A 26,350-nucleotide genomic window follows, 5' to 3' on the forward strand; every position below is an offset into this window, starting at 1 on the left:
ATGGGGTTCGCGCTCGGTCCTCGCGCGATTGCGGCGGGCTACAAGCTCGCCGCCCTTGAGCGGACCGGCTCGACCAATGCCGATGCCATCGAAGCGGCGCGCGCCGGCGAACGCGGCCCGATCTGGTTCGTGACTTCCGAGCAGACGGCGGGCCGCGGCCGTCGCCAGCGCCCCTGGCTCGCGCCAAAGGGCAACCTTGCAGCCAGCGTTCTCGAAGTCGTCGACGTCGCCCCTGCGGTGGCCGCCACGATCGGCTTTGCCGCGGGGCTGGCCGAGGAGGCCGCGCTGGAGAGGGTCAGCCTCGAAGCCGCGTTGCGGCTGGGCGAGGGGAGGCCGCGCTATACCTTGAAATGGCCGAATGACGTTCTCGCCAACGGCAAGAAGCTGGTCGGCATTGGTCTGGAGGCCGAAGCCGTCGGCGATCGCCTGGCCATCGTGGTCGGCATCGGCACCAATATCGTGGCAGCGCCCGAGGGCACGCCGACGCCGGCCGTGTCGCTGGCAGCTCTCGGCGTCCAGATCAGCGCCGAAGAGTTGTTCTCGGCGCTGTCGGACGCCTGGGTCGAGTTTCGTGGCATCTGGGACAATGGCCGAGGCTTTGCCGACATCCGTAAACTCTGGCTGGAGCGGGCCGCGCGCCTCGGCGAACCAGTCGCGATCCACACGGGAACGATGGTGCTGGAAGGTATCTTTGACACGATCGACGACACCGGCTGCCTGATCGTCCGCACCGTGGAGGGACGACGTGTGCCGATCGCCGCGGGCGAGGTGTTCTTCGGCCCGGTCCGCTCGGTGGGAGCTGCGTGATGGCAAGGCCCGACGAACTGGTGTTTGCGCCGCTCGGCGGTGTCGGCGAGATCGGCATGAATTTGTCGATCTACGGCCTCGGCAACCGCCACCAGCGTTCCTGGCTGGCGGTCGATCTCGGCGTCTCCTTCGGCGACGAGGAGCATCTGCCCGGTATCGACCTGATCATGCCCGACATCAGCTTCCTGGAGAAGGAACGCAAGAACTTGATGGGCCTGGTGCTGACGCACGCCCATGAGGATCATTTCGGCGCCATCATCGACCTCTGGCCGAAGCTGAAATGCCCGATCTACGCGACCCAGTTCAGCGCCGCGCTGTTCGAGGCCAAATGCGCGGCCGAGCGCAATGCGCCTGTGATCCCTGTCACCGTGGTCCCGTCAGGCGGACGTATCGATGTCGGTCCGTTCAACGTCGAGTTCATTCCGGTTGCGCATTCGATTCCGGAAGCGCATGCGCTGGCGATCCACACCGAGGCCGGCACGGTACTGCACACCGGCGACTGGAAAATCGATCCAACCCCGACACTCGGACGCCCCACCGACGAGAAGCGGCTGCGCGAACTCGGTGAGGAGGGCGTGCTCGCTTTGATTGGCGATTCCACCAACGCCGTGCGCGACGGCCGCTCGCCCTCGGAAGCCGAGGTCGCGCGGACCATCATCGATCTGGTGAAGGGCGCAAAAGGCCGCGTCGCAGTCACCACCTTCGCCTCCAACGTCGCCCGCATCAAGGCTGTCGCCGACGCGGCGAAAGCTGCCGACCGCGAGGTCGTCGTGGTCGGACGTGCCATGGAGCGCGTGGTGCAGGTCGCGCGCGAAACCGGCTTTCTCGACGGCGTGCAGAACTTCCGCTCGCCCGAGGTCTACGGCCATCTGCCGCAGGACAAGGTGCTGGCGCTCTGCACCGGCAGCCAGGGTGAGTCCCGCGCCGCACTGGCCCGCATCGCTAATGACGACCATCCCGAGATCACGCTCAACCGCGGCGACAGCGTGATCTTCTCCTCCCGCACCATCCCCGGCAACGAGAAGGCGGTCGGCTCGATCATCAACAATCTGGTGCTGCAGGGTGTCGAGGTCCTCACCGATCGCGACCATCTGGTCCACGTGTCAGGCCATCCCCGCCGCGACGAGTTGCGCGATCTGATCTCCTGGGTGAAGCCGCAGCTCCTGATCCCCGTGCATGGCGAAGCGCTGCACCTGAACGAGCATGCCAAACTCGCGCGCGCCGCCGGCGTGCCGCGTGTCCTGGTCATTCGTAACGGCGACCTGGTCAGGCTCGGCCCCGGCGATCCCGGCGTGGTCGGCGAGGTGCCGTCGGGCCGGCTCTACAAGGACGGCAATATCCTGGAGGATTCGAAGTCCCGCGCGGTGGTCGAGCGCCGCCGCATGGCCTTCTCCGGCTGCGCCTTCGTCGCCATCGCCATGACCGCGCAGGGCGAACTGGCCGACGATCCCGAGGTCGATCTGGTCGGCATTCCCGAGAAGAACAAGGCCGGCGAGCCGTTCGACGACATCGTCTTCGATGCCGTGATGTCTACGGTCGAGGGCCTCCCGAAGGCGCGCCGCAGGGATCCGGATGCACTGGCGGAATCGGTGCGACGCGCGGTCCGCGCCGTCATCAACGAACATTGGGGCAAAAAGCCCCCCTGTCTGGTCCACGTCCTGACAGTATAACTGTGTCGGCATGGTCCCGCGGGCGGAACGCTCCGCCGTTTTCGGGATCATGCGCTGAGGGAGAATAAACATGCTGGGTCGCCTCAACCACGTCGCGATCGCGACCAGGGATGCCGTCAAATCCGCCAAGATCTACGGCGCGGCGTTCGGGGCGCAGATCTCGGAAGCCGTGCCGCTGCCCGAGCATGGCGTCACCACCGTGTTCGCGACGCTGCCCAACACCAAGATCGAGTTCATCGAGCCGCTCGGTGAGACTTCGCCGATCGCAAAGTTTCTCGAGCGCAATGCCGACGGCGGCATCCACCATATCTGCTACGAGGTCGTCGACATCATCACCTCGCGCGATACGCTGGTGAAGGAGGGCGCCCGGGTGCTCGGGGACGGCGTGCCGAAGATCGGCGCCCACGGCAAACCGGTGCTGTTCCTGCACCCGAAGGACTTTTCGGGCGCGCTGGTCGAAATCGAGCAGGCGTAAGACCGCACCATGGCCGCCCAGATCTCAACCGCGCTCGCGATCTACTTCGTCATCTGGTGGCTCGCGCTGTTTCTGACGCTGCCGTTCGGCGTGCGCAGCCAGCACGAGGACGGCGGCGGCGCGCCGGGCACCGACCCTGGCGCGCCTGTCCTGACCGGCATGAAGCGCAAGCTGCTCTGGACCACGATCATATCGGTCATCATCTATGGCGTCGGACTTGCGGCCTATCAGGCCGGCTATCTCTCGATCGAACGATTGTCGAAATTGATGGGAATGCCGTTTTAGGCTTTCCTTGTCGCGTTTTCTGCTGGATTTTCCGCGTTGCGTCGTTGTTGGGGGACTGAATGACTTTTCAGAGGATCGTCGTCGCGCTTCTGGTGCTTGTTATCGCCGGCCTTGGCGGCATCGGTTATGTCGAGTGGAAGACGGCCGTGCAGGTGCGAACGCTGAAATCGTTCGTCGAGGGCTACGTCTTCAACGACGCCGTGATGGCCTGCGAGCAGGCCAAGAGCTCGACGCCGTTCAAATGGAACGGCGGAAAGAGCACCTCGGTGATCGGCCTGAACTCGGTCAAGCTTGATAAATACACCGTCAGCGCCAGCTACACGCTGGTGGCGGACAACGTTTATTGTGATTACGATCCCATCAAAAGAAAGGCCGAGATCGGCTCGAGCTTCCTGGAGCGAGAGTAACGATCCGGCCCATGCGGATGGGATCGGATCATCATGACGCAAGGGCAGGCGGGGGATTACCGGATTTTGCAGGAAGCGGCCTTGCGGGACTATCTCGCGGGCCTGCCTGACATCGCGGCGCTGCTCGGCGGCGCGCCGGCCGCCTGGGCCATCACCGAAGTCGGCGACGGCAATCTCAACCTCGTCTTCATCGTCAAGGGCGCAAGCGGCGGCATCGCGGTGAAGCAGGCCCTGCCTTATGTCCGCCTCGTCGGCGAGAGCTGGCCGCTGCCGCTGTCGCGGGCGCATTACGAATATCTCGCTCTGTCCCGGCAGGCCCAGCTCGCGCCCGGTCTCGTGCCGGCGCTGCTGCACCACAACGAGAAGCTGGCGCTCACGATAATGGAGCTGCTCGAGCCCCACATCATCATGCGCAAGGGGCTGGTCGCGGGTACGCGCTACCCGCGCTTCGTTGGCGACATCACCACCTTCATGGCGCGGACGTTGTTCCACACATCGGACCTCGCGCTCACGGCCGCAGTGAAGAAGGAGGCCATCGCCGCCTTCGCCGGCAACCATGCGCTGTGCAAGATCACCGAGGATCTGATCTTCACCGATCCCTACCGCATCGCCGAGCAGAACCGCTGGACCGCGCCTTATCTCGACGGCCTCGCCGCATCCTTGCGCGAGGACATGGAACTGCATGTCGCGATCAGCAGGCTGAAGCTGAGGTTCATGGCGAGCCCCGAGGCGCTGCTGCATGGCGATCTCCACACCGGCTCCATCATGGTCACGCAGTCAGAGACGCGGGTGATCGACCCGGAATTCGCCTTCTATGGCCCGATGGGATTCGATGTCGGCGCAGTGCTCGCCAATCTGCTGATGGCCTATTTCGCCTCCGCGGGCCACGAGCGCGCGCCGGGCGAGCGGCGCGAATTCGAGACCTGGGTGCTGGAGACAGTCGAGCAGGTCTGGAGCGAGTTCGCGCGAAAATTCCTCGACCTCTGGCGCACAGAGGCCAGCGGCGATGCCTATCCGGTCTCTCTCTTTGCCGGCGAGAAGGGCGCAATGCGGCTCGAGGCCGAGCGGCAAGCCTACATGCAGCGTCTGTTTACCGACACGGTCGGCTTCGCCGCCGCGAAAACCATTCGCCGCATCTTCGGCCTCGCTCACAACATCGATTTCGAGCTGATCGAGGATCCGAAGCGGCGCGCCATCAGCGAGGCCCGTGCCATCAGGCTCGCGCGCGGGATGATGGTGGAGGCGGCTGCGTTCCGGACCATCGCCGACATTACGGGTGCCGCGCGAAAGCTGCGGGACTGGCAGCCGGAACTGTCGGGTTAGGAGCCCCAGGAGGAGCGCGCCTTCGCGCTCCGTCATTGCGAGCGCAGCGAAGCAACCCAGAATCTTTCCGCGGCGGCAGTGTGGATTGCTTCGGCGCTTCGCTCCTCGCAATGACGAGGAGGGGGCGGAACGCTAGTACAGCCGCATCGGCAGCGGAGCGCCATCCGGGCCGACCAGCAGGCCCCAGGTCTCATTGGCCGCGACCTCGAGCTCGCGGCTCTGCGCCACGCTGCCTTCGGCCTTGACGGTGACCTTGTGCTTGCCAGGCGGCAGGTCGATCTTCGGGATGTCAGACTTTTCGCTCGCCGCATCGTCGGTATAGGTCAGTTTTTCTCCCGCGTGCGCCGCCAGTCTGATGGTTCGTTCATTGACCGTGACAACGGCCGCATCATCGGTCTCGTTGCCAAGCATCAGCTTTACTTGTCCCGGCTTTGGCGAGATGCCCGCCGTCACGGTCCAGGGCTTGCGCAGGGAAAGGTCGGCGATCGTCTTGTTGTCCTGGCGGATGAGCCGGAGCGTCGCCGGTCCATCTGCCGTCGTGAAGGCGATCTCGGCCCTGTCGGGCGCGATCACCGCGCTATCAATCTCGGTCCAGCCGCGCCGTCCGAGGGCGGCGCGATAGAAGTCGAGCACGGCTGCGAGATCGAGCGGCGTCTCGACATGAGCAGACCTGATGAAGGACGCGTTCTTCGCGGTCATCAGGTCCCAGCCGTCTGGCAGCGGCAGACCCGCGTCGTCGGACATTTTGGCTTCGAAGGTCCGGCCTGCGGCCCGCGCCAGAATTCCGAGAGCGGCGCAGATCAGGCGTTCGCCCAGAGTGTCCGGGACGCAGCGATTCCTGGTCGCCCACCAGGTTTGGTCGACGGCGGCGTCCAGGCCCGTGCTGCGGTACCAGCCGACGTGAAGGCCGTCGGCGGCCCCGTTCGAGGTCGGATCCGGCGTGACGGGGATAGCCATCGCGGCTGTCGCGGCAACCAGACTGGCTGCGAACACGATACCTAGCGTTGGGCGTTTCATTTTTTTTCCGCGATCCTTATTTTCGCGATTCTCGGGGCTCAGATGACGATCCTGAGCTTGGTCGCCTCGATCGCGAAAAATGTTCACCGGTCGGGTCGCTCCATGACGCACCGCGTCATCAGGCAGCTCGCGTCGCTGGGGGACGCAAAAGGAAGCTTGCATTTCACAGGCGACGAATGATCAAATCCCCTGATCGGAATACCTGCGTTGTTGGGGGACCACATGATGTTCAGGATGATTGCGATCGTCGCGGGGATGGCGCTGGCGCTGGCGGGATCAGCGGAGGCCCAGACAACACCACGCAAGGGCGGAACCATCCGCATGACCGCGCCTTACGGGTCGAGCTTCACCAGCCTCGACATCCACACGACCCAGCGCGCCCAGGACGAGATCTACGCCAAGGCGCTGCATCGCTCGCTCTACATCTGGGACTCCGCGGAAGGAAAGCCGGTTCCGGAACTTGCGAAGGAGGTCATCGTCTCGGGCGGCGGTCTCGTCCAGACCTTCAAGCTCCGCGACGACGCCTATTTCCACAACGGCCGCAAGATGACGGCTGACGACGTCATCTGGACCTACAACCGCATCATGGACGGCACCAAGGCCTATCCCGGCGCGCGTTATGTACGCATCATCGAAGGTGCGGCGGCAGTCGAGAAGGGGCAGGCCAAGGAGATCTCGGGCCTGAAGAAGATCGACGACTTCACCATCGAGATGAAGCTGACCGAAAAGGTCGATCCCGGCTTCTATTTCTTCACGGCGCTGACCTCGATCTATCCCGCCGACGAGGCTGCCAAGGACAGCTTCATCCAGCATCCGATCGGCCTTGGCCCGTTCAAGTTCGTCGAGCACGTGCCGGGCTCCCGCATCGTCATGGAGCGCTGGGACAAGTTCTACAAGCCCGGCAAGCCCTATGCCGACAAGGTCATCGTGTCGATCATGGCGGAAGCCGCGGCGCGCGATGTCGCTTTCCGCAACAAGGAGATCGACACCTCGGTGCTTGGCCCGGCGCAATATGTCGCCTATCAGGCCGATCCCAACCTCAAGGGCACCATCGCCGAGGTCGCCGAGGTCTTCACGCGCTACATGGGGATGAATCCCACGTTCAAGCCGTTCTCCGACAAGCGTGTCCGGCAGGCGATCAACTACGCGATCGACACTGATCTGATCATCAGCAAGCTGGTCAAGGGCAAGGCCTATCGCGCCACCAGTTGGCTGCCGCTGACCTCGCCGGCCTACGACAAGACGATGAAGCCGTATCCGTACGATCCCGCCAAGGCCAAGCAGCTGCTTGCTGAGGCCGGCTATCCCTCCGGCTTCGAATTCGAATGGACCACCAGCCAGAACGAAAGCTGGGGCCTGCCGATCGTCGCGGCCGTGATCCCGATGCTGGACAAGGTCGGCATCAAGGTGAAGGTCAAGCAGGTCGAGGCCGCGGTGCTGTCGGAGGTGGTTCGCACCGGCGATTACCAGGCCTATATCTATTCGCAGCAGACCGGCCCCGACCCCCAGGCTGCGCTGAAATGCTTCCACTCGGCGACGCCGCAATCGGCCTGCAACTACATGATCTTCAAGAACGCCGAGTTCGACAAGATCCTGGACGAGGCAGGGCAAGCGGACGACACCGCCAAGCGCACCCAGCTGCTGCAAAAGGCCAATGCGCTGCTCTATGAGGAGGCGCCAGTCTGGTTCTTCAACTACAACAAGGCGGTCATGGCCGTGCAGCCCTGGCTCCACGGAATTCAGCTCAACGCGACGGAGCTGACCCACCAGAACGTCGAGGACGTCTGGGTCGACGAGACCTCGCCCGCGAAGTGACACGCGTTCTCGTGCTCCCTCCGTCGCCATAGGCGATGGAGGGAGGGAAGAAAGTGCCGATGCTCTCCTTCCTGATCCGTCGCCTCCTGCAAACCATTCCGACCGTGCTCGCTGTCGTGCTGTTGGTCTTCGTGCTGTTCAGCGTGGTACCCGGCAGCATTGCTTCAAGCATGAGCGACGACGTCGATCCCCAGGTCGAGTTGCGCTTGAAGCAGCAGCTCGGCTTCAACGATCCCCTCCATGTGCGCTTCGGCAAGTACATCGCCAAGCTCGCGACCGGCGACTTCGGGACCTCGTTCCGAACCCGCGAGCCCGTCACCAGCATGATCGCCAAGCGGGCCTGGCCGACGCTGCAATTGATCTTCACGGCCATGGCATTTTCGGTCGTGCTCGGCGTGCCTCTTGGCTTCATCGCCGCCTTGCGGCCGGGTGGTCTTGTCGACAGTGCCGCGATGGTCCTGGCGGTGTCTGGTCTGTCCATTGCCAAATTCTGGCTCGGACTGGTGCTGATGTATCTGTTTGCGCTCAAGCTCGGCTGGCTGCCGAGTTTCGGCTATGGCGATGGCGGCTTGAAATATCTGCTGCTGCCGGCCGTGACGCTCGGCGTCTCGCCGATGGCGCTGTTTGCTCGCACGACACGCGCTGCGGTCCTCGAGATCATGACGGCCGATTTCGTCCGCACCGCGCGCTCCAAGGGCATGAGCGAGACCCGCGTGGTGAAGTGGCATGTGATGCGCAATGCGCTCGTCATCATTCTCACCACCGTCGGCCTGCAGTTCGGCGGGCTGATGGGGCAGGCGGTGGTCGTCGAAAAGCTGTTCTCCTGGCCGGGCATCGGCTCGCTGCTGGTCGACAGTGTCTTGCAGCGCGACATTCCGGCGGTCCAGGGCTCCATTCTCGTGGTGGTGCTGGCCTTTCTTGCGATCAACCTGCTGGTCGATTTGCTCTACGGCGTGATCGATCCGAGGATCAGATACGCATGAAGCTCCGCGCCAATCTCATCATCGGCGGCGCGTTGTTCGCGCTCGCGATCCTGGTCGGCGTGCTCGCGCCCTGGCTGGCGCACACGGATCCCGTGCTGGACGCCAATCTGATGAATGCGGAGGAGCCGCCGAGCTGGGCCTGGTGGTTCGGCACCGACGACCAGGGCCGCGACATCTATTCCCGCGTCGTCTACGGCGCACGCGTCTCGCTTACGGTCGGCATCGTCTCGCAACTCATCAACAGCGTCATCGGCGTCGCCCTGGGTCTGAGCGCTGGCTATTGGGGCGGCTGGTGGGACGATTTCGTCAACGCCCTGACCAATGTGATGCTCGCGATCCCATCGCTGATCTTTGCGCTCGCCATCATGGCGGTGCTTGGACCGGGCCTGACCAGCCTCTTGATCGCGCTCGGGCTGACCAACTGGTCCTTTACGTGCCGGATCGCACGGGCCTCCGCGCTGTCGCTGAGGAGCCAGGGCTATGTGCAGGCCGCCACCGTGCTCGGCTACAGCGATTTTCGGATCATGATCACGCAGCTCCTGCCGAACATGCTCGGCCCGATCGTCGTCATCGGTACGCTCGGCATGGGCAGTGCGGTTCTCTCCGAGGCCGCCTTGTCGTTCCTCGGCCTCGGCGTCCGGCCACCGTTCCCGAGTTGGGGCAGCATGCTGTCCGACGCCCGCGACCAGATCACGACGGCGCCGTGGCTCTCGGTATTTCCGGGTCTCGCCATCTTCCTGACGGTGCTCGGGCTCAATCTGCTCGGCGACGGCCTGCGCGACATTCTCGATCCCCAATCGCGGAGCCGGCGGGCATGACCGGCGCGCCACTGATCGAAGTGGAGGATCTGCGCATCGACCTCGACGATGGAGCAAAGCGCGTCGCGGCGGCCGAGGGCATTTCATTCCGTATCGATCGCGGCGAGACCTTTGGTCTGGTCGGTGAATCCGGCTGCGGCAAGAGCATCACGGCGCTCGCCTTGATCGGCCTGTTGCGGCAGCCGCTGTCGATCGGCGGCGGCGTCATCCGCTTTGACGGGCAGCAGATCCAGCATTTGTCCCCAGCCGCCCAGCGCGATCTCCGCGGCAACCGCATCGCCATGATCTTCCAGGAGCCGATGACCGCGCTGAACCCCGTCTCGCCGGTGGGGCGGCAGATCGCCGAGATGTTCGTGCTGCATAAGGGCAAGAGCTGGCGCGAGGCCAACCAGCTGGCGGTCGAGGCGCTGGCGAGTGTCCGCGTCCCAGCGCCGGAGCGGCGCGTGAATGACTACCCGCACCAGCTCTCCGGCGGCATGCGCCAGCGCGTGATGATCGCCATTGCGCTGGCCTGCGGCCCGGATCTCCTGATCGCCGATGAGCCCACCACCGCGCTCGACGTCACCGTGCAGGCCGAGATCATCGAGCTGATGCGCAATCTCTGCGCCGAGCGCGGCACCGCGATCCTGATGATCAGCCACGATCTCGGCCTGGTCGCCAATGTCTGCCGCCGCGTCGCCGTCATGTATGCCGGCCGCATCGTCGAGGAGCGTGGCTCCGCCGATATCTTTCGCACCCCCTCGCATCCCTATACCCGGGGTCTGGTCGACTCGCTGCCGCGGCTGGGCAGTCGCGCCGCGCTTGGCCGGAGCAGGCTGAAGGAGATCGCGGGCGTCGTGCCGGCGATCACGAATTTCCCGGATGGATGCCGCTTCAATCCGCGCTGTGCGAACGCGACCGATATCTGCAGGAGCGTCGTGCCGACGGCCGATCTCCTGGAGGCCGGCGGTTTGGTGAGGTGTCATCACCATGCATGAGCCGCAGGGGAGGGTGAATGACGATCTCATTCTCAGCGTCGAGGATCTCGCGGTGCATTTCCCGCTGGGCGGCGGCTTGCTGGGCGGTGGCCGGCGGCTGCTCCGCGCGGTCGATGGTGTCGATCTCAAGCTGAAGCGCGGCGAATGCCTCGGCCTCGTCGGCGAGTCCGGCTCCGGCAAGTCGACGGTGGCCTTGTCGATCCTCGGCCTGCTGACGCCGACCCGCGGGCGCATCGTGCTGGACGGGCAGGTGGTGACATCAAGGCCATCCGTCGATCGGAGATCGCTGGCCCGCATCGTGCAGATCGTATTTCAGGATCCCTATGCGTCGCTCAATCCGCGCCAGACCGTCCGTCGCACGCTGGAAGATCCCCTGCGCGTGCATGGCGTGACGGCCAGGAGCGAGATCGAGGATCGCGTCGCGATCATGCTGCGGCATGTGGGCCTGCGGCCCGAACAGGCCGATCGCTACCCCCATGAATTCTCCGGCGGCCAGCGCCAGCGCATCGGTATTGCACGGGCGCTGATCCTCAATCCAAAGATCGTGATCTGTGACGAGCCCGTCTCGGCGCTCGACGTCTCGATCCGCGCCCAGATCATCAACCTGCTGCTGGAGCTCAAGGACACGCTCGGTCTCTCCTACATCATGATCAGCCACGATCTCGGCGTCGTCGAGCACATGAGCGACCGGGTCGCCGTGATGTATCTCGGCCGCATCGTCGAGAACGGCGACTGGCGCGAAATCTTCGAGCGGCCCGCGCATCCCTACACGCAGGCCCTGATCGCTGCGATCCCGGACCCGCTGCGGCATGCTCCGTTAGCCACGACAGGCGGCGACCTTCCCAACCCGCTCAATCCCCCGAACGGCTGTGCCTTCAGCCCGAGATGTCGTTACGCGGAAGACGTTTGCCGCCACGAGCCGGGGCCGGTGCTGGAAACGCGGCCCGACGGGCACGCCGTGCGGTGCTGGCGGAGTGAGGAGATTGCGGGGCGGATGGCCTTGACCTCCATCGAAAGCGATCACCCCTAGGAGGCGCCGGCACCTGCAGCGCGCAAAGCTTAAGGCCGCTTTCGAGCCAACGAAGGGGGCCGCAGCGGAAGCCCACGCCGTGACGCTTGCGGGCTTCGCATGCGGTCGATTGTCGCCAGAAAGGCCTTGATCAACGGCGAATGACCGCGATCGACATGATATGCAATGCTGTAATTCGTTTCGATCTTGTGATCGCTTATTTCGAGCGCTCGCAGATTTGCATGTGGAACAAACTCGAAATCTGCGACGACACTTATGCCAAGGCCCTGTTCGACGGATTTCCACACCCCCTCGCGACTCTCGATCTCGAAGACAGGCTTGATCGTCAATCCTTTCGCCGTAAGGCTCGCTTCGAAGGCGCGGCGAGTGGTTGAGCCACGCTCCCGCATGACGAACGGCTGATCCATCAGTTCGCGAAGCTTTACCGACTTTCGATTGAACCAGGGATGATCCTTGTTGACAAAGACGATCACGCGATGCGTGCGATAGGGGATCATCCTGACCCGCGGATCATCCGGGACCGCGGCAAGAATGGCAACGTCCGCTTCGAAATCGGTGATGTGACGAAGCGTGCGCTCCGAGTTCGCAAGCAGCGTCGAGATCTGAACTTCGGGGTGGTCGCGCCGGAACGCAGCGATGATCTCGGTTGCGTGAAACGGCCCAACCGTCGCAACCCGCAAGTGACCCGTGGTTGCCTTACCGTGCGCGGTTAGCAGATCATGCGCCTCGTCGCAGAATTTCATCATGCCGCGAGTGGTTTCGAACAGCGCGGTTCCCGCCTCAGTCAGCTCGGTTCGGCGTGATTTCCGGATCAGCAGTTCGACGCCGTAGCGTTCCTCGAGCTCCTTGACCTGGATCGTAAGCGTCGGCTGACCGACGTTGAGAACGCGCGATGCGGCGGTGAAGCCGCCGTGCTCGGCGACGGCGTGAAAGGCTCGCAGCTGGCTGAATGATATTGACACAATCAATAGATCATATCCAAGAAATGAATTTGTCAATAGGTGGCAAAACCATAGTCTCGCGCCAAACGGAGGAAGCGCGATGGCTTGGAAGTACACCAACCCGGTCCAGATTGAATTCGGCGTCGACAGCTTCGACAAGCTTGGGTCGCTGATCGGAAGCCGCACTTACGCGCTCGTCACCTATGGTGAGCCGGTCTTCCAGCAGTTGGAACGCAGATTGGTCGAAACGGCCGGAGCCCCGGTTCTCGCTATCCGCGACGTTGCTCCGAATCCGGACTACCGGCTGCTCGCGCGGCAGACCGCCCGTTTCGCCGAACTCCAAAGCCAACCCGACCTCATCGTGGCTCTCGGCGGGGGCTCCGTCATTGACTCGGCCAAGGTGTTTGCGGCCGCCGGCGGCGATTTTACGCGCGTCAAAGATTATCTGGAGACGCAGCAGGGCGGCGATCGTCTTGCCGCGACGCCGATCATTGCCGTGCCGACCACCGCAGGCACCGGCAGCGAGGTCACCTGCTGGGGTACCGTCTGGGACGAAGCAAACGGCAAGAAGTATTCGCTGGCCCGTCCGTCGCTCTATCCGACCCACGCGGTGATCGATCCGCGCCTGATGCTGGGGAAGCCGCAGCTTCTCACGATCAGCACGGGCCTCGATGCGCTTTCGCACGCGCTGGAAAGCCTCTGGAACCTGAACAACAACCCGGTCTCGGCGAACCACGCCGTGGCCGCCGCCCGCAACATTCTCGATTTGCTGCCGCGACTGGTGCGCGACCTCGGGAACCTGGAGTTGCGCAGCCGCATGGCAATGGCGGCTCTGTTCGCGGGCCTCGCATTCTCCAACACAAAGACGGCGATTGCTCATTCCCTGTCTTATCCGATCACGCTGCGTCACGGCGTACAGCACGGTATTGCCTGCTCGTTTTCGTTGCCGATGATCCTGCGAAGCGTACGCGGCGTCGGCGGGCTTTGCGAGGACAGCCTGAAGCAGATCTTCGGCGAGGACCTCGCAAAGGGCGCCGACGACCTCGAGGATTTCCTGGGTACGCTCGGCATCTCCAGTAATCCAGCCGCCTACGAGATTGATCGACAGGAGTGGCGGGCTCTCATCGCGGATTCGCTTGAAGGCGAGCGCGGCAAGAATTTTCTCGGATCGAGAGAGCGACTGATCGAGGCATCGCAAATCGTGCGGCTGCCGCAGGCGATGACTGCCTGAACACATGCCGCCCGGTAACGCGCGCGAAAGGACAACAGCCATGACATCCAACGGAAAAACCATCTCGGTGAACGGTCGCGCCTACCGTGCACCCGAACGGCCCACGGTCGTGATCTGTCTCGACGGATCCGAGCCCGGCTACGTCGAGAAAGCGATTGAAGCCGGCATGGCACCGACGTTTGCGCGGTTCATGAAGGACGGCGCTCATGTCCATGCCAACAGCGTCATCCCCAGCTTCACCAACCCCAACAACCTTTCGATCATCACCGGACGACCGCCGGCAGTCCATGGCATTGCCGGCAACTATTTCTACGACCCGGCCAGCGGGGCCGAAGTGATGATGAACGATCCACGCTTCCTGCGCGCGCCGACGATTCTCGCGGGCATCCATGACGCAGGCTACAAAGTCGCAGCGATCACCGCCAAGGACAAGCTGCGCACGCTGCTGGCCAACGGGCTCGATTACTCGACAGGTCGCGCCTTCGCCTTCTCCTCGGAGAAGGCCGACAAGGCGACGGTCGAGGAAAACGGGATCGGCAACGTCCTTGACTTCGTCGGCCTGCCATTGCCGGAGGTCTATTCCGCCGACCTGTCCCGGTTCGTTTTCGCCGCCGGCGTCAAGCTCGTCGAAGCCTGCCGGCCCGACCTGATGTATCTGTCGACGACGGACTACATCCAGCACAAGACGTCGCCCGGGACGAAGGTTTCCAACGATTTCTACGCGATGATTGACGGTTACCTGGCGCAACTCGACGCGCTCGGCTGCAACATCGTTGCAACAGCCGATCACGGGATGAACGACAAGCATCTTGCCAACGGCGAGCCCGACGTCATCTATCTCCAGGATTTGATGGACCTCTGGGTCGGCAAGGACAGCGCGCGCGTCATCCTTCCGATCACCGATCCCTACGTCGCCCATCACGGCGCGCTCGGCTCGTTCGCGACGATCTACACCGGCGAGACGTCGGCTGAGGGCCTGTTGACGAGGCTTCGTGACGTCGACGGCGTCGAACTCGCTCTGACGCGCAAGGAAGCCTGTGCGCGCTTCGAGCTTCCAGCGGATCGAATCGGCGACATCGTCGTGATCTCGTCGCGGCACAAGGTGCTGGGGACCAGCCGAAATCGCCACGATCTTTCGGGCCTGACCGAGCCGTTGCGGTCTCACGGCGGCCTGACCGAAGAGCGCGTCCCGTTGATCGCCAATCGGAAGATCGCGCTGCCACCGGGGCATCTGCTGCGCAATTTCGACGCGTTCGATGTCGCCCTCAATCGCATCCAGTAAGGCGGAGGACAGCACCGTGAACGTCCAGTCGCAGCCAATCCGTCATGAACAGATGCGTATCGCGGGGGCGCTCGTCGACGTCGACGAGCGGGTCGAGGTTCTAAATCCCTACACCAACAAGGTTGTCGGCACGGTTCCGGCGGCCCGGCCCGAGCATGTTCGCCAGGCCTTTGCTAAGGCGAACGCGTTCAAGCCAAAATTGTCGCGCTACGAGCGCCAGCAGATCCTGCTCAGGACGGCCGATATCCTCGCCAGTCGGAAGGAAGCGTTCGCCCGGCTGATCACCGCTGAATCCGGCCTGTGCTGGAAGGATTCGCTTTACGAGGCCGGCCGCGCCTACGACGTCTATTCCTTTGCGGGTCAGCTCGCGATCAAGGATGACGGCGAGACGTTCTCCTGCGACATCAGCCCGCAGGGCAGGGCGCGCAAGATCTTCACCACACGCACTCCGCTGCTCGGTGCGATCTCGGCCATCACGCCGTTCAATCACCCGCTCAACATGGTCAGCCACAAGATCGCTCCGGCGATCGCAACCAACAACCGGGTCGTGCTCAAGCCGACGGAACTGACGCCGCTGACGGCTCTGGCGCTCGCCGACGTGCTCTACGAGGCGGGGCTGCCGCCCGAGATGCTGTCGGTGGTGACCGGCAATCCGCATTCGATGGGCGATGCGATGATCACCGACCCGGACGCCGATCTCGTGACCTTCACGGGTTCGGTGCGGGTCGGCAAGCACATCGCGGCGACCGCCGGCTACAAGCGGATCGTGCTCGAGCTTGGTGGCAACGATCCCCTCATCGTCATGGAAGATGCCGATCTGGAAAAGGCCGCCGAGTTGGCCGTCGCCGGTGCCACGAAGAATTCCGGCCAGCGTTGCACAGCGGTCAAGCGCATCCTCTGTGTCGAGGCCGTCGCGGACGATTTCGCAGCCCTCGTCCTCAAGAAGGCGAGCACGCTGAAATGCGGCGATCCGATGGATCCGACGGTCGATGTCGGGACGGTCATCCATGAAGGTGCGGCGAAGGAATTCGAGCGCCGAGTGAATGCGGCCGTCGAGGACGGGGCCGCGCTGCTCCACGGCAACAAGCGCGAGGGCGCGCTGTATCCGCCCACGGTCGTGGATCGCATTCCCTATACGAGCGAACTCGTGATGCAGGAGACGTTTGGTCCGGTGATCCCGATCATCCGGGTCCCAAACGATATCGAGAGCGTGATCAGGATCTCCAACTCGACTGCGTTCGGATTGTCGTCCGGCGTCTGCACCAACCGGCTCGACTACATCACGCGCTTCGTGAGCGAGCTCGATGTCGGGACAGTGAACGTCTGGGAAGTGCCTGGTTATCGCATCGAGATGTCTCCGTTCGGCGGCATCAAGGATTCGGGGCTCGGTTACAAGGAAGGCGTTCAGGAAGCGATGAAGAGTTTCACCAACGTCAAGACGTACTCGCTTCCCTGGTCATCCTAGGAAGCGTGCTCGCTCATCCGCCCGCCGGCGCCGAAAAACAACAACAGCGGTGCCGGCGATTCAAAGACGATCTGCACCAATGGGAGGCCTAGGCATGTCGATCACGTTCAGCCCTGCGAGCGTCAGCTCGGCCGGGATACAAAATCCGGAAATCGCGACCTCGTTCCGACGCGCGCAGTGGCGGATGCTGCTTGCGGCCATGTTCTGCTACCTCTTCTTCTACACCGGTCGGCAGACCTTCGGCTTCGCGATCCCGGGCATTCAGGCCGAGTTTGGCGTCACGAAAGAGGCGCTGGGTTGGGCCAGCGCGGCGCTGCTGTGGTGCTACGCGATCGGGCAGGCCATCAACGGCAATCTCGGCGACAAGTTCGGCGGACGCCGGGTGATGAGTGCCGGGGCGATCCTGTCGTTCATCATGAACTGGGCCACCAGTCTCTCGACTGGCATCGTCAGCCTGGCGGTGTTCTGGGGCATCAACGGCTATTTTCAGTCGATGGGCTGGGCGCCAGGCAGCCGGTTGCTGTCCAATTGGTGGGGGCGTCACGAGCGCGGGACGGTCTACGGGCTCTACACCTTCGCGGCAGGGTTGGCGTCGGTGCTGTCGTTCGCCACGTCGCTGGTGGTCGTCGGCTACTTCCAGCTCGACTGGCGCTGGATTTTCCGCATCCCGGTTGCGTTGCTCCTCCTCGGCGGCATTGCGTTCTATCTGATCGCGCGTGAACGTCCGGAGGATATGGGATTCACATCACCGCATGACGAGGCCGACGATGGCACCACGGGCGAGAGCGCAGTCAGCGACGATGAAAGCTCCTTCACGCGGTACAAGGCGGTGCTGTCGACCTGGAGGCTTCTGGTGGCCGGCGTCGCGATCGGGTTTCAGAATGCTGCCCGCTATGGCTTGCTGGTGTGGGTGCCGGTCCATTTCCTCGGCAACAACTGGGCCAAGACCGGCGCTGCTTCCGCCGTCGATCCTCGCTGGATCAGCATCGCGTTGCCTGTCGGCATGGCCGTCGGCGCATTCAGCAACGGCTGGATTTCGGACAAGGTATTCGGTTCGCGCCGCTACCTCGCCATCGTGCTCTACATGGTGCTGGCCGCAGTCACTGCGCTCTGCATGTACGGGATCCCGACCTCGGAGATATATCTCGGCATGGCCGTGCTGTTCCTGTGCGGCTTCTTCACCTACGGTCCGCAGTCCTCGTTCTGGGCCTTGTGCCCGGATCTGGTCGGACACAAGCGGGCAGGGACGGCGACGGGCGTGATGAATTTCTTCGCTTATCTGTTCGCCGGCCTGGGCGAGCCAATGATCGGCCACTTCATGGACACGCACAATCAGACGTCCCTCGTCTTTCTGGTCGTGGCGGCGTGTGCCGGCTCCAGCGCCGTGGTCGCTTCGTTCATCCGGCGATAACGAACATTGCGTCTCCCCTCCTGGCCAATCGTTGTCAGGAGGGGAGACTGTCTTGACGGCATGCTGGCGTCGCTCGAAGCGTTGATATCAGACCGGACTGGCGCCCGATGTCGGGACCACGACGCTGTTCGGACGCTGCGGCTCAAGCTCAGCGCTGCGCCGTCTCCCGGTCCTTGCCATGATGCCATCGTGCTCCTGTTTTGCCCGACGTGTCAAATTCGAATTCGGAAATGGCGCAAGACGTGCCGCGCCAGATACCCCGATGATTTGTACTGTGCATGGGGTTGTTTTCGCGTTTTTGTGTCGAGGGCCGATTAGTCCGCCGCTTTTTCCCGCAGCCGCTGCGCATAGACGTTGATGATCAGGGCCGCCAGCAGGATCACGCCGCGGATCAGGATCTTCAGGAAGCTGTCGATGTTGACGTGGTCGAGACCGTTGTTGAGGACGCCGAGCACGAACAGGCCGACGATGGTGTTGCCGATGCCGCCGCGGCCGCCGAACAGGCTGGTGCCGCCGACGACGACGGCGGCGATGGAGTCGAGCAGGTAAGTGTCGAACTCGTTCTGCTGCGCACTGCCGAAATGGGCGACGCCGAGCATGCCGCCGATGCCGGAGCACACGGCCGAGATCACCATGACCGCGCCGAGGATGAGCTTGACGTTGAGGCCGGAATATTCGGCGGCCTCGCGATTTCCTCCGACCATGTAGACGTAACGGCCGAAGCGCGTGTAGGTCAGCACCAGGTGACCGCCGAGCAGCATGACGGCGGCGACGATGACGATCCAGGGGATGCCGCCGATCGAGCCGGAGCCGAGCGTCGAGATCAGGGTCGGCACCTTGTAGGCGATCTGGCCCCGCACCAGCAGCGCCGAGATGCCGGCGGCGATCTGCATCATGGCGAGCGTCATGATGAAGGAGGGGATGCCGATCACGGTCAGCCCCAGCGCGTTGACGAGGCCGAGCGCCGCGCAGAGCAGGAGCGCCAGCAGGATCGCGGCTACACCGGGAAGGGGGATGTTCGGAATGTTGACGTAGGACTCCTGCAGCGTGAAGTAGGCGACCGCGATGCCGGTGACGTTGGCGATGCTGGCGATCGAGAGGTCGATCTCCGCGCAGAGGATCACGAAGGTGAGGCCGACGGCGATGATGCCCGTCACCGACACCTGCGTCAGGATGTTGCCGAGATTGTCGATCGTCGCGAAGGAGGGGCTGGCGAAGGCGAAAAAGGCGGACAGGAAAATCAGCGTCAGGAACGGCGCGATGTTGCGCATCTGCGAGCGCAGGAAGGGCGCAAGGCCCTTTGCGCGCTGGCCCGCCGCTGGTGCCGTCTCACTGCTCGCCATTGTGCTTCTCCGTCACGCCGCTTCCAGCAGGCGGTCCTTGCTGACCAGCTCGTTCTTGAATTCCCGCACCAATGCGCCGCGCTTGAGCACGAGGATGCGGTCGGCCAACGACAGCACCGTTTCCGGCTCGGTCGACAGCACGATGATCGCGAGCCCCTTGGCGCGGAGGTCGCGGACGATGTTGATGACGTCGTTCTTGGCGCCGACATCCATGCCGCGGGTCGGCTCGCACAGCACCAGCAGCTTCGGCGGATAGGTCAGCCATTTTGCCAGCGCGACCTTCTGCTGGTTGCCGCCCGAGAGCATGCCGAGGTCGAGGCCGACCACCGGAGGCCTGATCTGGAGCTGCGCGACCTGGCGCTCGGCAATCTCGCGCTCCTGCGCCGGCTTGAGCAGCAACGACGAGATGCGGTCCAAAATGCTGATCGAGATGTTCTTGTAGACCGGCTCCTGGTGAAACAGCATGGCGCGCCGGCTCTCCGGCACCAGCGCCACGCCGGCGCGCCGCGCCGCCGCCGTGCTGGCGAAGGTTTTTGGCTTGCCCTCGACTGCAAGCGTGCCGGCGTCGGGCTTCAGCTTGCCGAACAGGATGCGCGACAGCTCCTGCTGGCCGCAGCCCATGAAACCATAGATGCCGAGCACCTCGCCGGCGCGGGCCTCGAACGAGACGTCCTGCAGGCTGCGGGCCAGCGACAGCTGGTCGACCTTCAGGATGACCGAACTGTCGCTCGGCCGCGGCAGCATCAGATCGTCGCTGTAGCTGTGCTCGAGCGCTTCGCCGCCACGGCCGATCATGGCCTCGATCAGCGCGCCCTTGGTGGTCGCGGCACTCGCGGTCTCCGCGACCTTCCGCCCGTTGCGGAACACGGTGACGGTGTCGGATACGCGAAGAATGTCCTCGATGAAGTGCGAGATGAAGACGATGGCCGTGCCTTGCTCGCGCAAGCGTCGGAGTGTGGCGAAGAGCCGCTCGACCTCCGGCGGGGAGAGGGCCGAGGTGGGCTCGTCCAGGATGACGATGCGCGCGCCCGAGAACAGCACGCGGGCGATCTCGATCAGCTGCTGCAGTCCGATCGGCAGATCGCCAAGCCTCGACATCGGATCGACGTCGATGCCGAATCGAGAGAGCTGCTCGCCGGCCTCGCGTGCCATGCGCCGCCATTGCACGAGGCCAAGGGCGTTGGTCGGCTGGTTGCCCAGGAAGACGTTCTCGGCGACGGTGAGGTCGGGGGCGACAGAGAGCTCCTGATGCACCATGGCGATGCCGGCGGCGTGAGCATCGCGCGCCGAGCGGAAATGGGTCTCCTGGCCGTCGATCAGGAAGCGGCCGGAGAATTCGGTATGCACGCCGGCGATGATCTTCATCAGCGTGCTCTTTCCAGCGCCGTTTTCGCCGACGAGACCGTGGATCTCGCCGGGGAGAAGCGCGAAGTCGACACCACGAAGTGCTTCGACGCCGCCGAAGCTCTTCGTGATGCCCTGCAGTTCCAGGATGGGCAGACGACCCTCAGGCATGAAAGATTTCAGATCAGGAAGTGATCTTCCATCCACTGCATGCCCGCGGCATTTGCCTTGGTCACGACAGGGCCGTCGGTGACGACATTCTTGGGGATGCCCTGGCCGCTCTTCTCGCCGCCGACGACCGCCGCAACACCGGCGATGATCGCACCGCCATGGATGCGACAGGATGGATTGCGCACGGTCGCGAACATCCGGCCCTCGCTCACCGCCTGGATCGCCGGCGGCATCGCATCCACGCCACCGATCAGGATGTTGGTGCGATTGTGCGCCTTCATGATGTTGGCAGCGGCCAGCGCCATGTCGTCATTGTGAAAGAACGCCGCGTCGATCTGCGGGTACTTGGTCAGATAGGTCTCCCACAGGCGCGCGGTCTTGGAGACGTCCCAGTCGGCCGGCTGGGTGTCGAGCACCTCGATGCCGGGGAATTGCTTCACGACGGTGTTGAAGCCCTTGGCGCGGCCCTGTGCGCCGGTGTGGCCGAGCGCTCCTTGCGTCATGATGATCTTGCCCTTGCCGCCCATCGCGTTGCAGAGCGCCTGCGTCACCGAGGCGCCCATGAACTCGTTGTCGGGGGCGAGGAAGGAGTGCACGTTGATCTGGTCGAGCGGGGCAATCAGCGTGTCCATGTCGATCACGGGCGTGCCGGCGTCGATCATCTTCTGCACGGGCTGGGTGAGGGTGCCGATGCCGAAGGCCTGGATCGCGACGAAATCCCATTTCTGCGAGGCCATGTTGTCGATCGCCGCGCGCTGTTTAACCGCGTCGAGCTGGCCGTCGAACCAGGTCACTTCCACGTTGAACAGCTTGCCCCAGAATTCTGCGGCCTGCTTGCCCTGCGCGCACCAGGTTGCCTGGAGGCCCGCGTTGGAGAACGCCGCCTTTAGCGGCTTCTCGGATCGCCCGACTTCCGCTGCAAGTGCTGGGTTTATGCCCATGCTGCCGAGGATGGCAGTCGCGGCGCCGGCGGTCGCAGCCGCCTGAAGAAGATCGCGCCTGGTCGTCGAGAAATCTTTCGTCCCGGACATCGCTCGCTCCCATAATATTTTATCGTCGGCGCGTCATTGATTGCGCTACCGAGACCGAAAGTGTCTCACAAGAAATGACGCCACTCAATGCGCAATCAACATTGGGATCGTCGCAGCCGCGTTGGTGCAACGCAACGCGCTAGGCTGCGATGCCAGCCATGGCCTCGATCTCGACCAGCAGTGTCTGCCACGCTTGCGCCATCTCGGCCGACCATTCATCGCCGAGCAGATCGCGCAGCGTGTCCCTGATGATGGCAAAGAAGGCGATGAACAGCTCGCGCGGCGTGCCATAGGCGTCGTGCGAGGCGACTTCGCAGGCAATCAGGCGAAAATGCCCGCTGCGTTCGCCGGCGAAGTCGAGGATTGCGTCAATCGTCAGCGCAAGCATCGATCCCATCACGAGCTCGCTGCCTTGTGATCGAAACATCGCCCGCGTTTCGGGATGCGCATCGAACAGCCGCTGATAGACGAGGGGCGCGAGATCCGCGCAGCGCGAGGCCGCAAGCTCGAAACTTCGCTCGATCGGATTGAGGGAAGCATTCATCGGGCATCAGCCCCGCAGACAAAAAAAGAGCGGGGCCCTAGCCCCGCTCAAAAATTGTGTCGACCCTATTATCCCCGATTCTAAGATTTGATCTTGATTGGCGGGGCGACGCTGCGTTTTGCGCGCCAGGGGCTCCTCCCGAGACTTGGACCACCAGACGTCGACCTCGCGGTCAGGCCTGAGCGAGGGGGATGCTAGATCAACTTTTCTCACTTGTCATCATTTTCGGCAACGATTGTTCAAAATTCGAGCAGTTGACGAAATGATCGGGCTGTTGGTCTCCTAAGTATATGACAAATCGACGAATTATGTGGATAGGCCAAGCTCGCGCGGCTGCCTCAAATGCCGGACCAGGTCCCCGCGCGGGTCGTCCAGAACACATTCTCGAAGAAATTTGCGCGCCCCCAACAAGTCCGGCGAAGTGACCTCGACTTGGGAACAGCGTAATGTTTAGTTAGCAGGCGAACGAATGGTTCGGCGGATGCGCACACGGCTGCAAAAATTCCTACCGGTTGTCCTGCTCGCGTTGGTGATGCAGGTGCTGGCGCCGATCGCCGCCTGTTGGGCGGCCGGTCAGGCCGTTGCCGATCCGCTTGGTGCGGGCGCCATCTGTCACAGCGTCGGCGAGCAGGGCGGCCCGGCCGACCAGAGCGGCTCGCCGGCCGCGCATGCCGGCGCCTGCGCGTTGTGTTGCCTGGCGCAGGCCAATGCGTCCTTCGATTCACCGCCGCACGCGGCGCTCTCTATTCCGCTCCGCCGCGCTGAAAGCGTGGTGTGGCACGAGGCGGATGAGTCCGTTCTCGCCGCCCACAAGGGCTCGAGCGCCCAGGCGCGGGGACCTCCCTACTTTTCCTGACGACCCCTCATGATCGCCTCGGTTCATTCGGTGGCGATTGATGCTGTCGAAGGGCCGGAGAGAAAGCCGGCGTCAGGAATGCCCATGTTATCTCGTCATGCCCGTTGCGGTGTGAGCGTCGTTGCCGTTCAGGCCGCGCTGCTCGCTTCGTCGAGCAGCGTTTTCGCCCAGGATGGCCCCAGAGAGCTGCCGGCCGTCAACGTCGATGCACCCGCGACGGTGAAACCGAAGCCGCGCAAGCCGGCCGTACAAACCGCCGGCGCCAGGAGAAATTCGGCCAAGCCGGCGGTCGAGCCGCCGGCCTCGGTCGCCGCGACCAACGACAGCGGCGCGAGCAGTGCCAGGGCCTCGTTCGATCAGCCCGCGGCAGTGGCGCGCTATCAGCTGCCGCAACGCTCGTTCAGCATCACGGCAAAGCAGGTCGACGAGACCATCAACCTCAAGGACCCCGAGGACGCCGTCAAATACATGCCGAGCCTGTTCGTCCGGAAGCGCAACGACGGCGACAACCAGGCCGTGCTCGCGACGCGAAGCTGGGGCCTGAACTCCAGTGCCCGGACGCTGATTTATTACGACGATTTGCTGATCTCGGCACTGATCGGCAACAACAACACGAACTCCTCGCCCAAGTGGAACCTGATCTCGCCCGAGGCGATCGGGCGGGTCGATTTCCTCAACGGCCCATTCGCGGCCGCTTATCCCGGCAACTCGATCGGCGGCGTGCTGCTGATCACGTCGAAGATGCCGGACAAGCCCTTTGCGGTGGCCAAAGAAACCGTCTCGGTGATGCCGTGGAATCAATACGGCACCAAGGACACCTATGTGACCAGCCAGACCAGCGCGGCTGCGGGCAATCGCGACGGCAAGCTGTCCTGGCTCGTCAGCGCGAACTATCTCGACAGCTATCAGCAGCCGCTGACCTATACGACCAACAGCAGCATTCCTGCGGGCACCACCGGCGCCTTTCCCGCAAAGAACAAGGTCGGGCAGGAGGCCGACGTCGTCGGCACCGGTATTCTCGCGCATTCGCAGCAGACGTCTGCCAATCTGCGGCTTGCCTACGACCTCTCGCCGTTGGTGCAGGCTACCTATTCATTGGGAATCTGGAACAATCACCAGGTGTCCGATCCTCAGACCTACCTGCGTTCGACTGCGACCGGACTGCCTACCTTTGCCGGCATCAGCACCTTCGCGAATGCCAGATATATCTGGGACGAGACACATCTGAGCAACGCAATTGCTCTGAGGAGTGACACCAAAGGTGTCTTTGATTTCGATCTCTCGGCGTCGAGCTACAACTATCTCGAGGATACCCAACTCAATCCGTTCACGGTGACGAGCGGTGTCGGCTTCTCGCAGAACGGCAAGATCACGCGCATGGACGGCACCAATTGGCAAAACGCCGATGCCAAGGGAATCTGGCGTCCGTTCGGCTACGACGGCCCGCATGAAATCAGCTTTGGCCTGCACGGCGACCGTTACCGGCTGGAGAATCCGACCTATGCCTCGACGACCTGGTATCAGACCTCCTCGACCGGAACTGGCGTGCTCTACGCCAACGGAGAGGGAGAAACCCGCACGCGTGCGTTATGGCTACAGGATGCCTGGAAGATCGAGCCCAATCTGAAGCTGACGCTGGGGGGCCGCCTTGAAAGCTGGCAGGCGCTCGATGGTTTCAACGTGATCACAACGACCAATGCGGCTGGCGCTGTCACATCCAGTTTTGCGACAAACCAGCCGGGCCTCGCATCGACGAACTTCTCGCCCAAGGCTTCGCTCTCCTATGACCCGAACAAGGACTGGAATGTCACGGCCAATTTTGGCGAGGCCTATCGCTATCCGACCGTTCAGGAACTCTACCAGAACGTGACGGTCGGCAGCACCATCACGGTTGCCAATCCTTTCCTGAAACCCGAGCAGGACTTCACTGGTGAACTCAACATCGAGCGGCACTGGAGCGACGGTCGGGTCCGCCTGACGCTATTCAGGGAGCGAACCAACAATGCGATCATCTCGCAGACCAACGCGATCAATGCGACCCAGACGGCCACGACGTTCAGCAATGTTGATGCGGTCAGGATGCAGGGCGTGGAATTGTCTGCCGACAAGGACAACGTCTTCGTCCAGGGGCTTCAGCTCTTCGGCAGTGTAACCTATGTCGATTCCCGGATCCTCGCGGATGCCAGTTGGGCCGGCAAGGATCCGCTAACCGGCGTTCCGACGACGGCAGTCGGTAAGCGCGTGCCATTCGTCCCCGACTGGCGCGCCAAGTTCGGCGTCACCTATCGGCCGAACGACAGCTGGGCTTATACGGTCGCGGCGCGCTACAGCGGCAAGCAATATTCGACGCTGGACAACACCGACAGCGTTTCGCACGTCTATGGCGCGTTCGATAATTTTTTCGTTGTGGACTTGAAGATCCATTACAACGCGACGAAGAACTTCGCGTTCGACTTCGGCATCGATAATCTGTTCAACGAACAGTATTTCCTGTTCCATCCGTTCCCGGGACGAACTTTCGTTCTCGCCGGTAAGTATACGTTCTGACAGGTGGGACACTTTCAACGGCGACAAAAGGCAAATCGACATGAACAAACTCTCACAGGTCTTCGCGCTCGCGGCGCTCTCCGCCGTTGTGATCGCGACCCCCGTTCGCGCTGACGATGTCAAGGCCGGCGACCTCGTCATCTCCCAGGCCTGGAGCCGGGCGACGCCCGGAGGCGCGAAAGTCGCCGGCGGCTTCCTGACCATCGAGAACAAGGGGAGCGCACCGGACAAGCTGGTCGCGGTGTCGGCTGAGATCGCCGGCAAGGCCGAGGTCCACGAGATGACGATGGTCAATGGCGTGATGAAGATGCGCCCGCTGGACAAGGGCCTCGTCATCGAGCCGGGCAAGACTGTGAAGCTCGCGCCGGGCGGCAATCACTTGATGCTCCAGGATCTGAAAGGTCCGTTCAAGGAGGGCGAGAAGGTGCCCGTTACGCTCCAGTTCGAGAAGGCCGGCAAGGTCTCCGTCTCACTCGACGTCCAGGGCGTTGGTGCGCAGGCGCCCGGTGGTGGAGGCGCGATGATGAAGAAAATGCCCGATCATTCGGGAATGAAGATGTAGTGCGCGTGGTCTAAT

At 63.3% G+C, this 26,350-nt stretch carries 24 protein-coding genes; 18 read left to right on the forward strand and 6 right to left on the reverse strand.

Annotation, left to right across the window (positions count from 1 at the left end; translation table 11 throughout):
• The 6 genes from JQ631_RS08370 to mtnK all read left to right on the forward strand — a co-directional run bounded on the left by JQ631_RS08370 (window position 1) and on the right by mtnK (window position 4,967).
• Window positions 1-807: a biotin--[acetyl-CoA-carboxylase] ligase gene (locus JQ631_RS08370; protein WP_212325394.1), complete on the forward strand. Its 807-nt coding sequence runs from the start codon at window positions 1-3 to the stop codon at window positions 805-807.
• Window positions 807-2,477 carry a ribonuclease J gene (locus JQ631_RS08375; protein WP_212325396.1) on the forward strand — a complete coding sequence of 557 codons (1,671 nt, stop codon included), beginning with the start codon at window positions 807-809 and terminating at the stop codon, window positions 2,475-2,477. The genes JQ631_RS08370 and JQ631_RS08375 overlap by 1 nt, the downstream gene beginning before the upstream one ends.
• Window positions 2,478-2,547: 70 nt before the next feature.
• Window positions 2,548-2,952: a methylmalonyl-CoA epimerase gene (mce, locus tag JQ631_RS08380; RefSeq protein WP_212325398.1), complete on the forward strand. Its 405-nt coding sequence runs from the start codon at window positions 2,548-2,550 to the stop codon at window positions 2,950-2,952.
• Between the two features lie 9 nt (window positions 2,953-2,961).
• Window positions 2,962-3,237, forward strand: coding sequence for a DUF1467 family protein (locus tag JQ631_RS08385; protein ID WP_212325400.1), 276 nt, complete (start codon window positions 2,962-2,964; stop codon window positions 3,235-3,237).
• 59 nt (window positions 3,238-3,296) lie between these two features.
• Window positions 3,297-3,644 (forward strand): hypothetical protein, encoded by a 348-nt coding sequence (locus tag JQ631_RS08390; protein ID WP_212325402.1) that lies wholly within the window; start codon window positions 3,297-3,299, stop codon window positions 3,642-3,644.
• Window positions 3,645-3,677: 33 nt separating this feature from the next.
• Window positions 3,678-4,967, forward strand: coding sequence for an S-methyl-5-thioribose kinase (gene mtnK / locus JQ631_RS08395; protein ID WP_212325403.1), 1,290 nt, complete (start codon window positions 3,678-3,680; stop codon window positions 4,965-4,967).
• Between the two features lie 132 nt (window positions 4,968-5,099).
• Here mtnK and JQ631_RS08400 read toward each other — a convergent pair whose 3' ends face one another.
• On the reverse strand, window positions 5,100-5,984 hold the full coding sequence (locus tag JQ631_RS08400) for a hypothetical protein (protein ID WP_212325404.1): 885 nt from the start codon (window positions 5,982-5,984) through the stop codon (window positions 5,100-5,102).
• A 222-nt stretch (window positions 5,985-6,206) separates the two neighbouring features.
• On the opposite strand from JQ631_RS08400, the gene JQ631_RS08405 reads away from it, so the two are divergent.
• Genes JQ631_RS08405 through JQ631_RS08425 form a run of 5 tightly spaced genes read left to right on the forward strand, consistent with a single transcriptional unit; the run spans window position 6,207 to window position 11,607 of the window.
• Window positions 6,207-7,799: an ABC transporter substrate-binding protein gene (locus JQ631_RS08405; protein ID WP_212325405.1), complete on the forward strand. Its 1,593-nt coding sequence runs from the start codon at window positions 6,207-6,209 to the stop codon at window positions 7,797-7,799.
• Between the two features lie 59 nt (window positions 7,800-7,858).
• A complete protein-coding gene (locus JQ631_RS08410) occupies window positions 7,859-8,782 on the forward strand; it encodes an ABC transporter permease (protein ID WP_212328533.1) in 924 nt (307 codons plus the stop codon).
• Window positions 8,779-9,600 carry an ABC transporter permease gene (locus JQ631_RS08415; RefSeq protein ID WP_212325406.1) on the forward strand — a complete coding sequence of 274 codons (822 nt, stop codon included), beginning with the start codon at window positions 8,779-8,781 and terminating at the stop codon, window positions 9,598-9,600. The genes JQ631_RS08410 and JQ631_RS08415 overlap by 4 nt, the downstream gene beginning before the upstream one ends.
• On the forward strand, window positions 9,597-10,577 hold the full coding sequence (locus tag JQ631_RS08420) for an ABC transporter ATP-binding protein (RefSeq protein ID WP_212325407.1): 981 nt from the start codon (window positions 9,597-9,599) through the stop codon (window positions 10,575-10,577). Before JQ631_RS08415 ends, JQ631_RS08420 begins: the two co-directional genes overlap by 4 nt.
• Entirely contained in the window at window positions 10,570-11,607 is a 1,038-nt protein-coding gene (locus JQ631_RS08425; RefSeq protein ID WP_212325408.1) for an ABC transporter ATP-binding protein, read from the forward strand. The genes JQ631_RS08420 and JQ631_RS08425 overlap by 8 nt, the downstream gene beginning before the upstream one ends.
• A 29-nt stretch (window positions 11,608-11,636) precedes the next feature.
• On the opposite strand, the gene JQ631_RS08430 is transcribed toward JQ631_RS08425, so the two are convergent.
• A complete protein-coding gene (locus tag JQ631_RS08430; RefSeq protein ID WP_349644965.1) occupies window positions 11,637-12,665 on the reverse strand; it encodes a LysR substrate-binding domain-containing protein in 1,029 nt (342 codons plus the stop codon).
• Here JQ631_RS08430 and psrA point away from each other — a divergent pair.
• The 4 genes from psrA (at window position 12,649) to JQ631_RS08450 (ending at window position 17,937) form a co-directional block, all read left to right on the forward strand.
• Window positions 12,649-13,779 carry an iron-containing alcohol dehydrogenase PsrA gene (gene psrA, locus JQ631_RS08435; RefSeq protein WP_212325410.1) on the forward strand — a complete coding sequence of 377 codons (1,131 nt, stop codon included), beginning with the start codon at window positions 12,649-12,651 and terminating at the stop codon, window positions 13,777-13,779. The genes JQ631_RS08430 and psrA overlap by 17 nt on opposite strands.
• A gap of 40 nt (window positions 13,780-13,819) precedes the next feature.
• Window positions 13,820-15,061 carry a phosphonoacetate hydrolase gene (phnA, locus tag JQ631_RS08440; protein WP_212325411.1) on the forward strand — a complete coding sequence of 414 codons (1,242 nt, stop codon included), beginning with the start codon at window positions 13,820-13,822 and terminating at the stop codon, window positions 15,059-15,061.
• Window positions 15,062-15,077: 16 nt separating this feature from the next.
• Window positions 15,078-16,526, forward strand: coding sequence for a phosphonoacetaldehyde dehydrogenase (gene phnY, locus JQ631_RS08445; RefSeq protein ID WP_349644966.1), 1,449 nt, complete (start codon window positions 15,078-15,080; stop codon window positions 16,524-16,526).
• Window positions 16,527-16,620: 94 nt separating this feature from the next.
• Window positions 16,621-17,937, forward strand: coding sequence for an MFS transporter (locus JQ631_RS08450; RefSeq protein ID WP_212325413.1), 1,317 nt, complete (start codon window positions 16,621-16,623; stop codon window positions 17,935-17,937).
• 314 nt (window positions 17,938-18,251) lie between these two features.
• Here JQ631_RS08450 and JQ631_RS08455 read toward each other — a convergent pair whose 3' ends face one another.
• The 4 genes from JQ631_RS08455 to JQ631_RS08470 form a co-directional block, all read right to left on the reverse strand.
• Window positions 18,252-19,280 (reverse strand): ABC transporter permease, encoded by a 1,029-nt coding sequence (locus JQ631_RS08455; RefSeq protein ID WP_212325414.1) that lies wholly within the window; start codon window positions 19,278-19,280, stop codon window positions 18,252-18,254.
• A 12-nt stretch (window positions 19,281-19,292) separates the two neighbouring features.
• On the reverse strand, window positions 19,293-20,795 hold the full coding sequence (locus JQ631_RS08460; protein ID WP_212325416.1) for a sugar ABC transporter ATP-binding protein: 1,503 nt from the start codon (window positions 20,793-20,795) through the stop codon (window positions 19,293-19,295).
• Window positions 20,796-20,803: 8 nt separating this feature from the next.
• Window positions 20,804-21,826 (reverse strand): sugar ABC transporter substrate-binding protein, encoded by a 1,023-nt coding sequence (locus JQ631_RS08465; protein WP_212325418.1) that lies wholly within the window; start codon window positions 21,824-21,826, stop codon window positions 20,804-20,806.
• A gap of 139 nt (window positions 21,827-21,965) precedes the next feature.
• A complete protein-coding gene (locus JQ631_RS08470; RefSeq protein WP_212325419.1) occupies window positions 21,966-22,370 on the reverse strand; it encodes a globin in 405 nt (134 codons plus the stop codon).
• A 481-nt stretch (window positions 22,371-22,851) separates the two neighbouring features.
• Here JQ631_RS08470 and JQ631_RS08475 point away from each other — a divergent pair, with 481 nt between their 5' ends.
• From JQ631_RS08475 to JQ631_RS08485, 3 genes are all read left to right on the forward strand, one after another.
• Complete coding sequence (locus JQ631_RS08475) at window positions 22,852-23,226, forward strand: DUF2946 domain-containing protein (protein ID WP_212325420.1); 375 nt, start codon at window positions 22,852-22,854, stop codon at window positions 23,224-23,226.
• Between the two features lie 84 nt (window positions 23,227-23,310).
• Window positions 23,311-25,773, forward strand: coding sequence for a TonB-dependent receptor (locus tag JQ631_RS08480; protein ID WP_212325422.1), 2,463 nt, complete (start codon window positions 23,311-23,313; stop codon window positions 25,771-25,773).
• A 40-nt stretch (window positions 25,774-25,813) separates the two neighbouring features.
• Complete coding sequence (locus JQ631_RS08485; RefSeq protein WP_212325424.1) at window positions 25,814-26,335, forward strand: copper chaperone PCu(A)C; 522 nt, start codon at window positions 25,814-25,816, stop codon at window positions 26,333-26,335.
• Window positions 26,336-26,350: the final 15 nt, after the last annotated feature.

It is taken from the genome of Bradyrhizobium manausense, from assembly GCF_018131105.1.
GTDB classification, from domain to species: Bacteria; Pseudomonadota; Alphaproteobacteria; order Rhizobiales; family Xanthobacteraceae; genus Bradyrhizobium; species Bradyrhizobium manausense_B.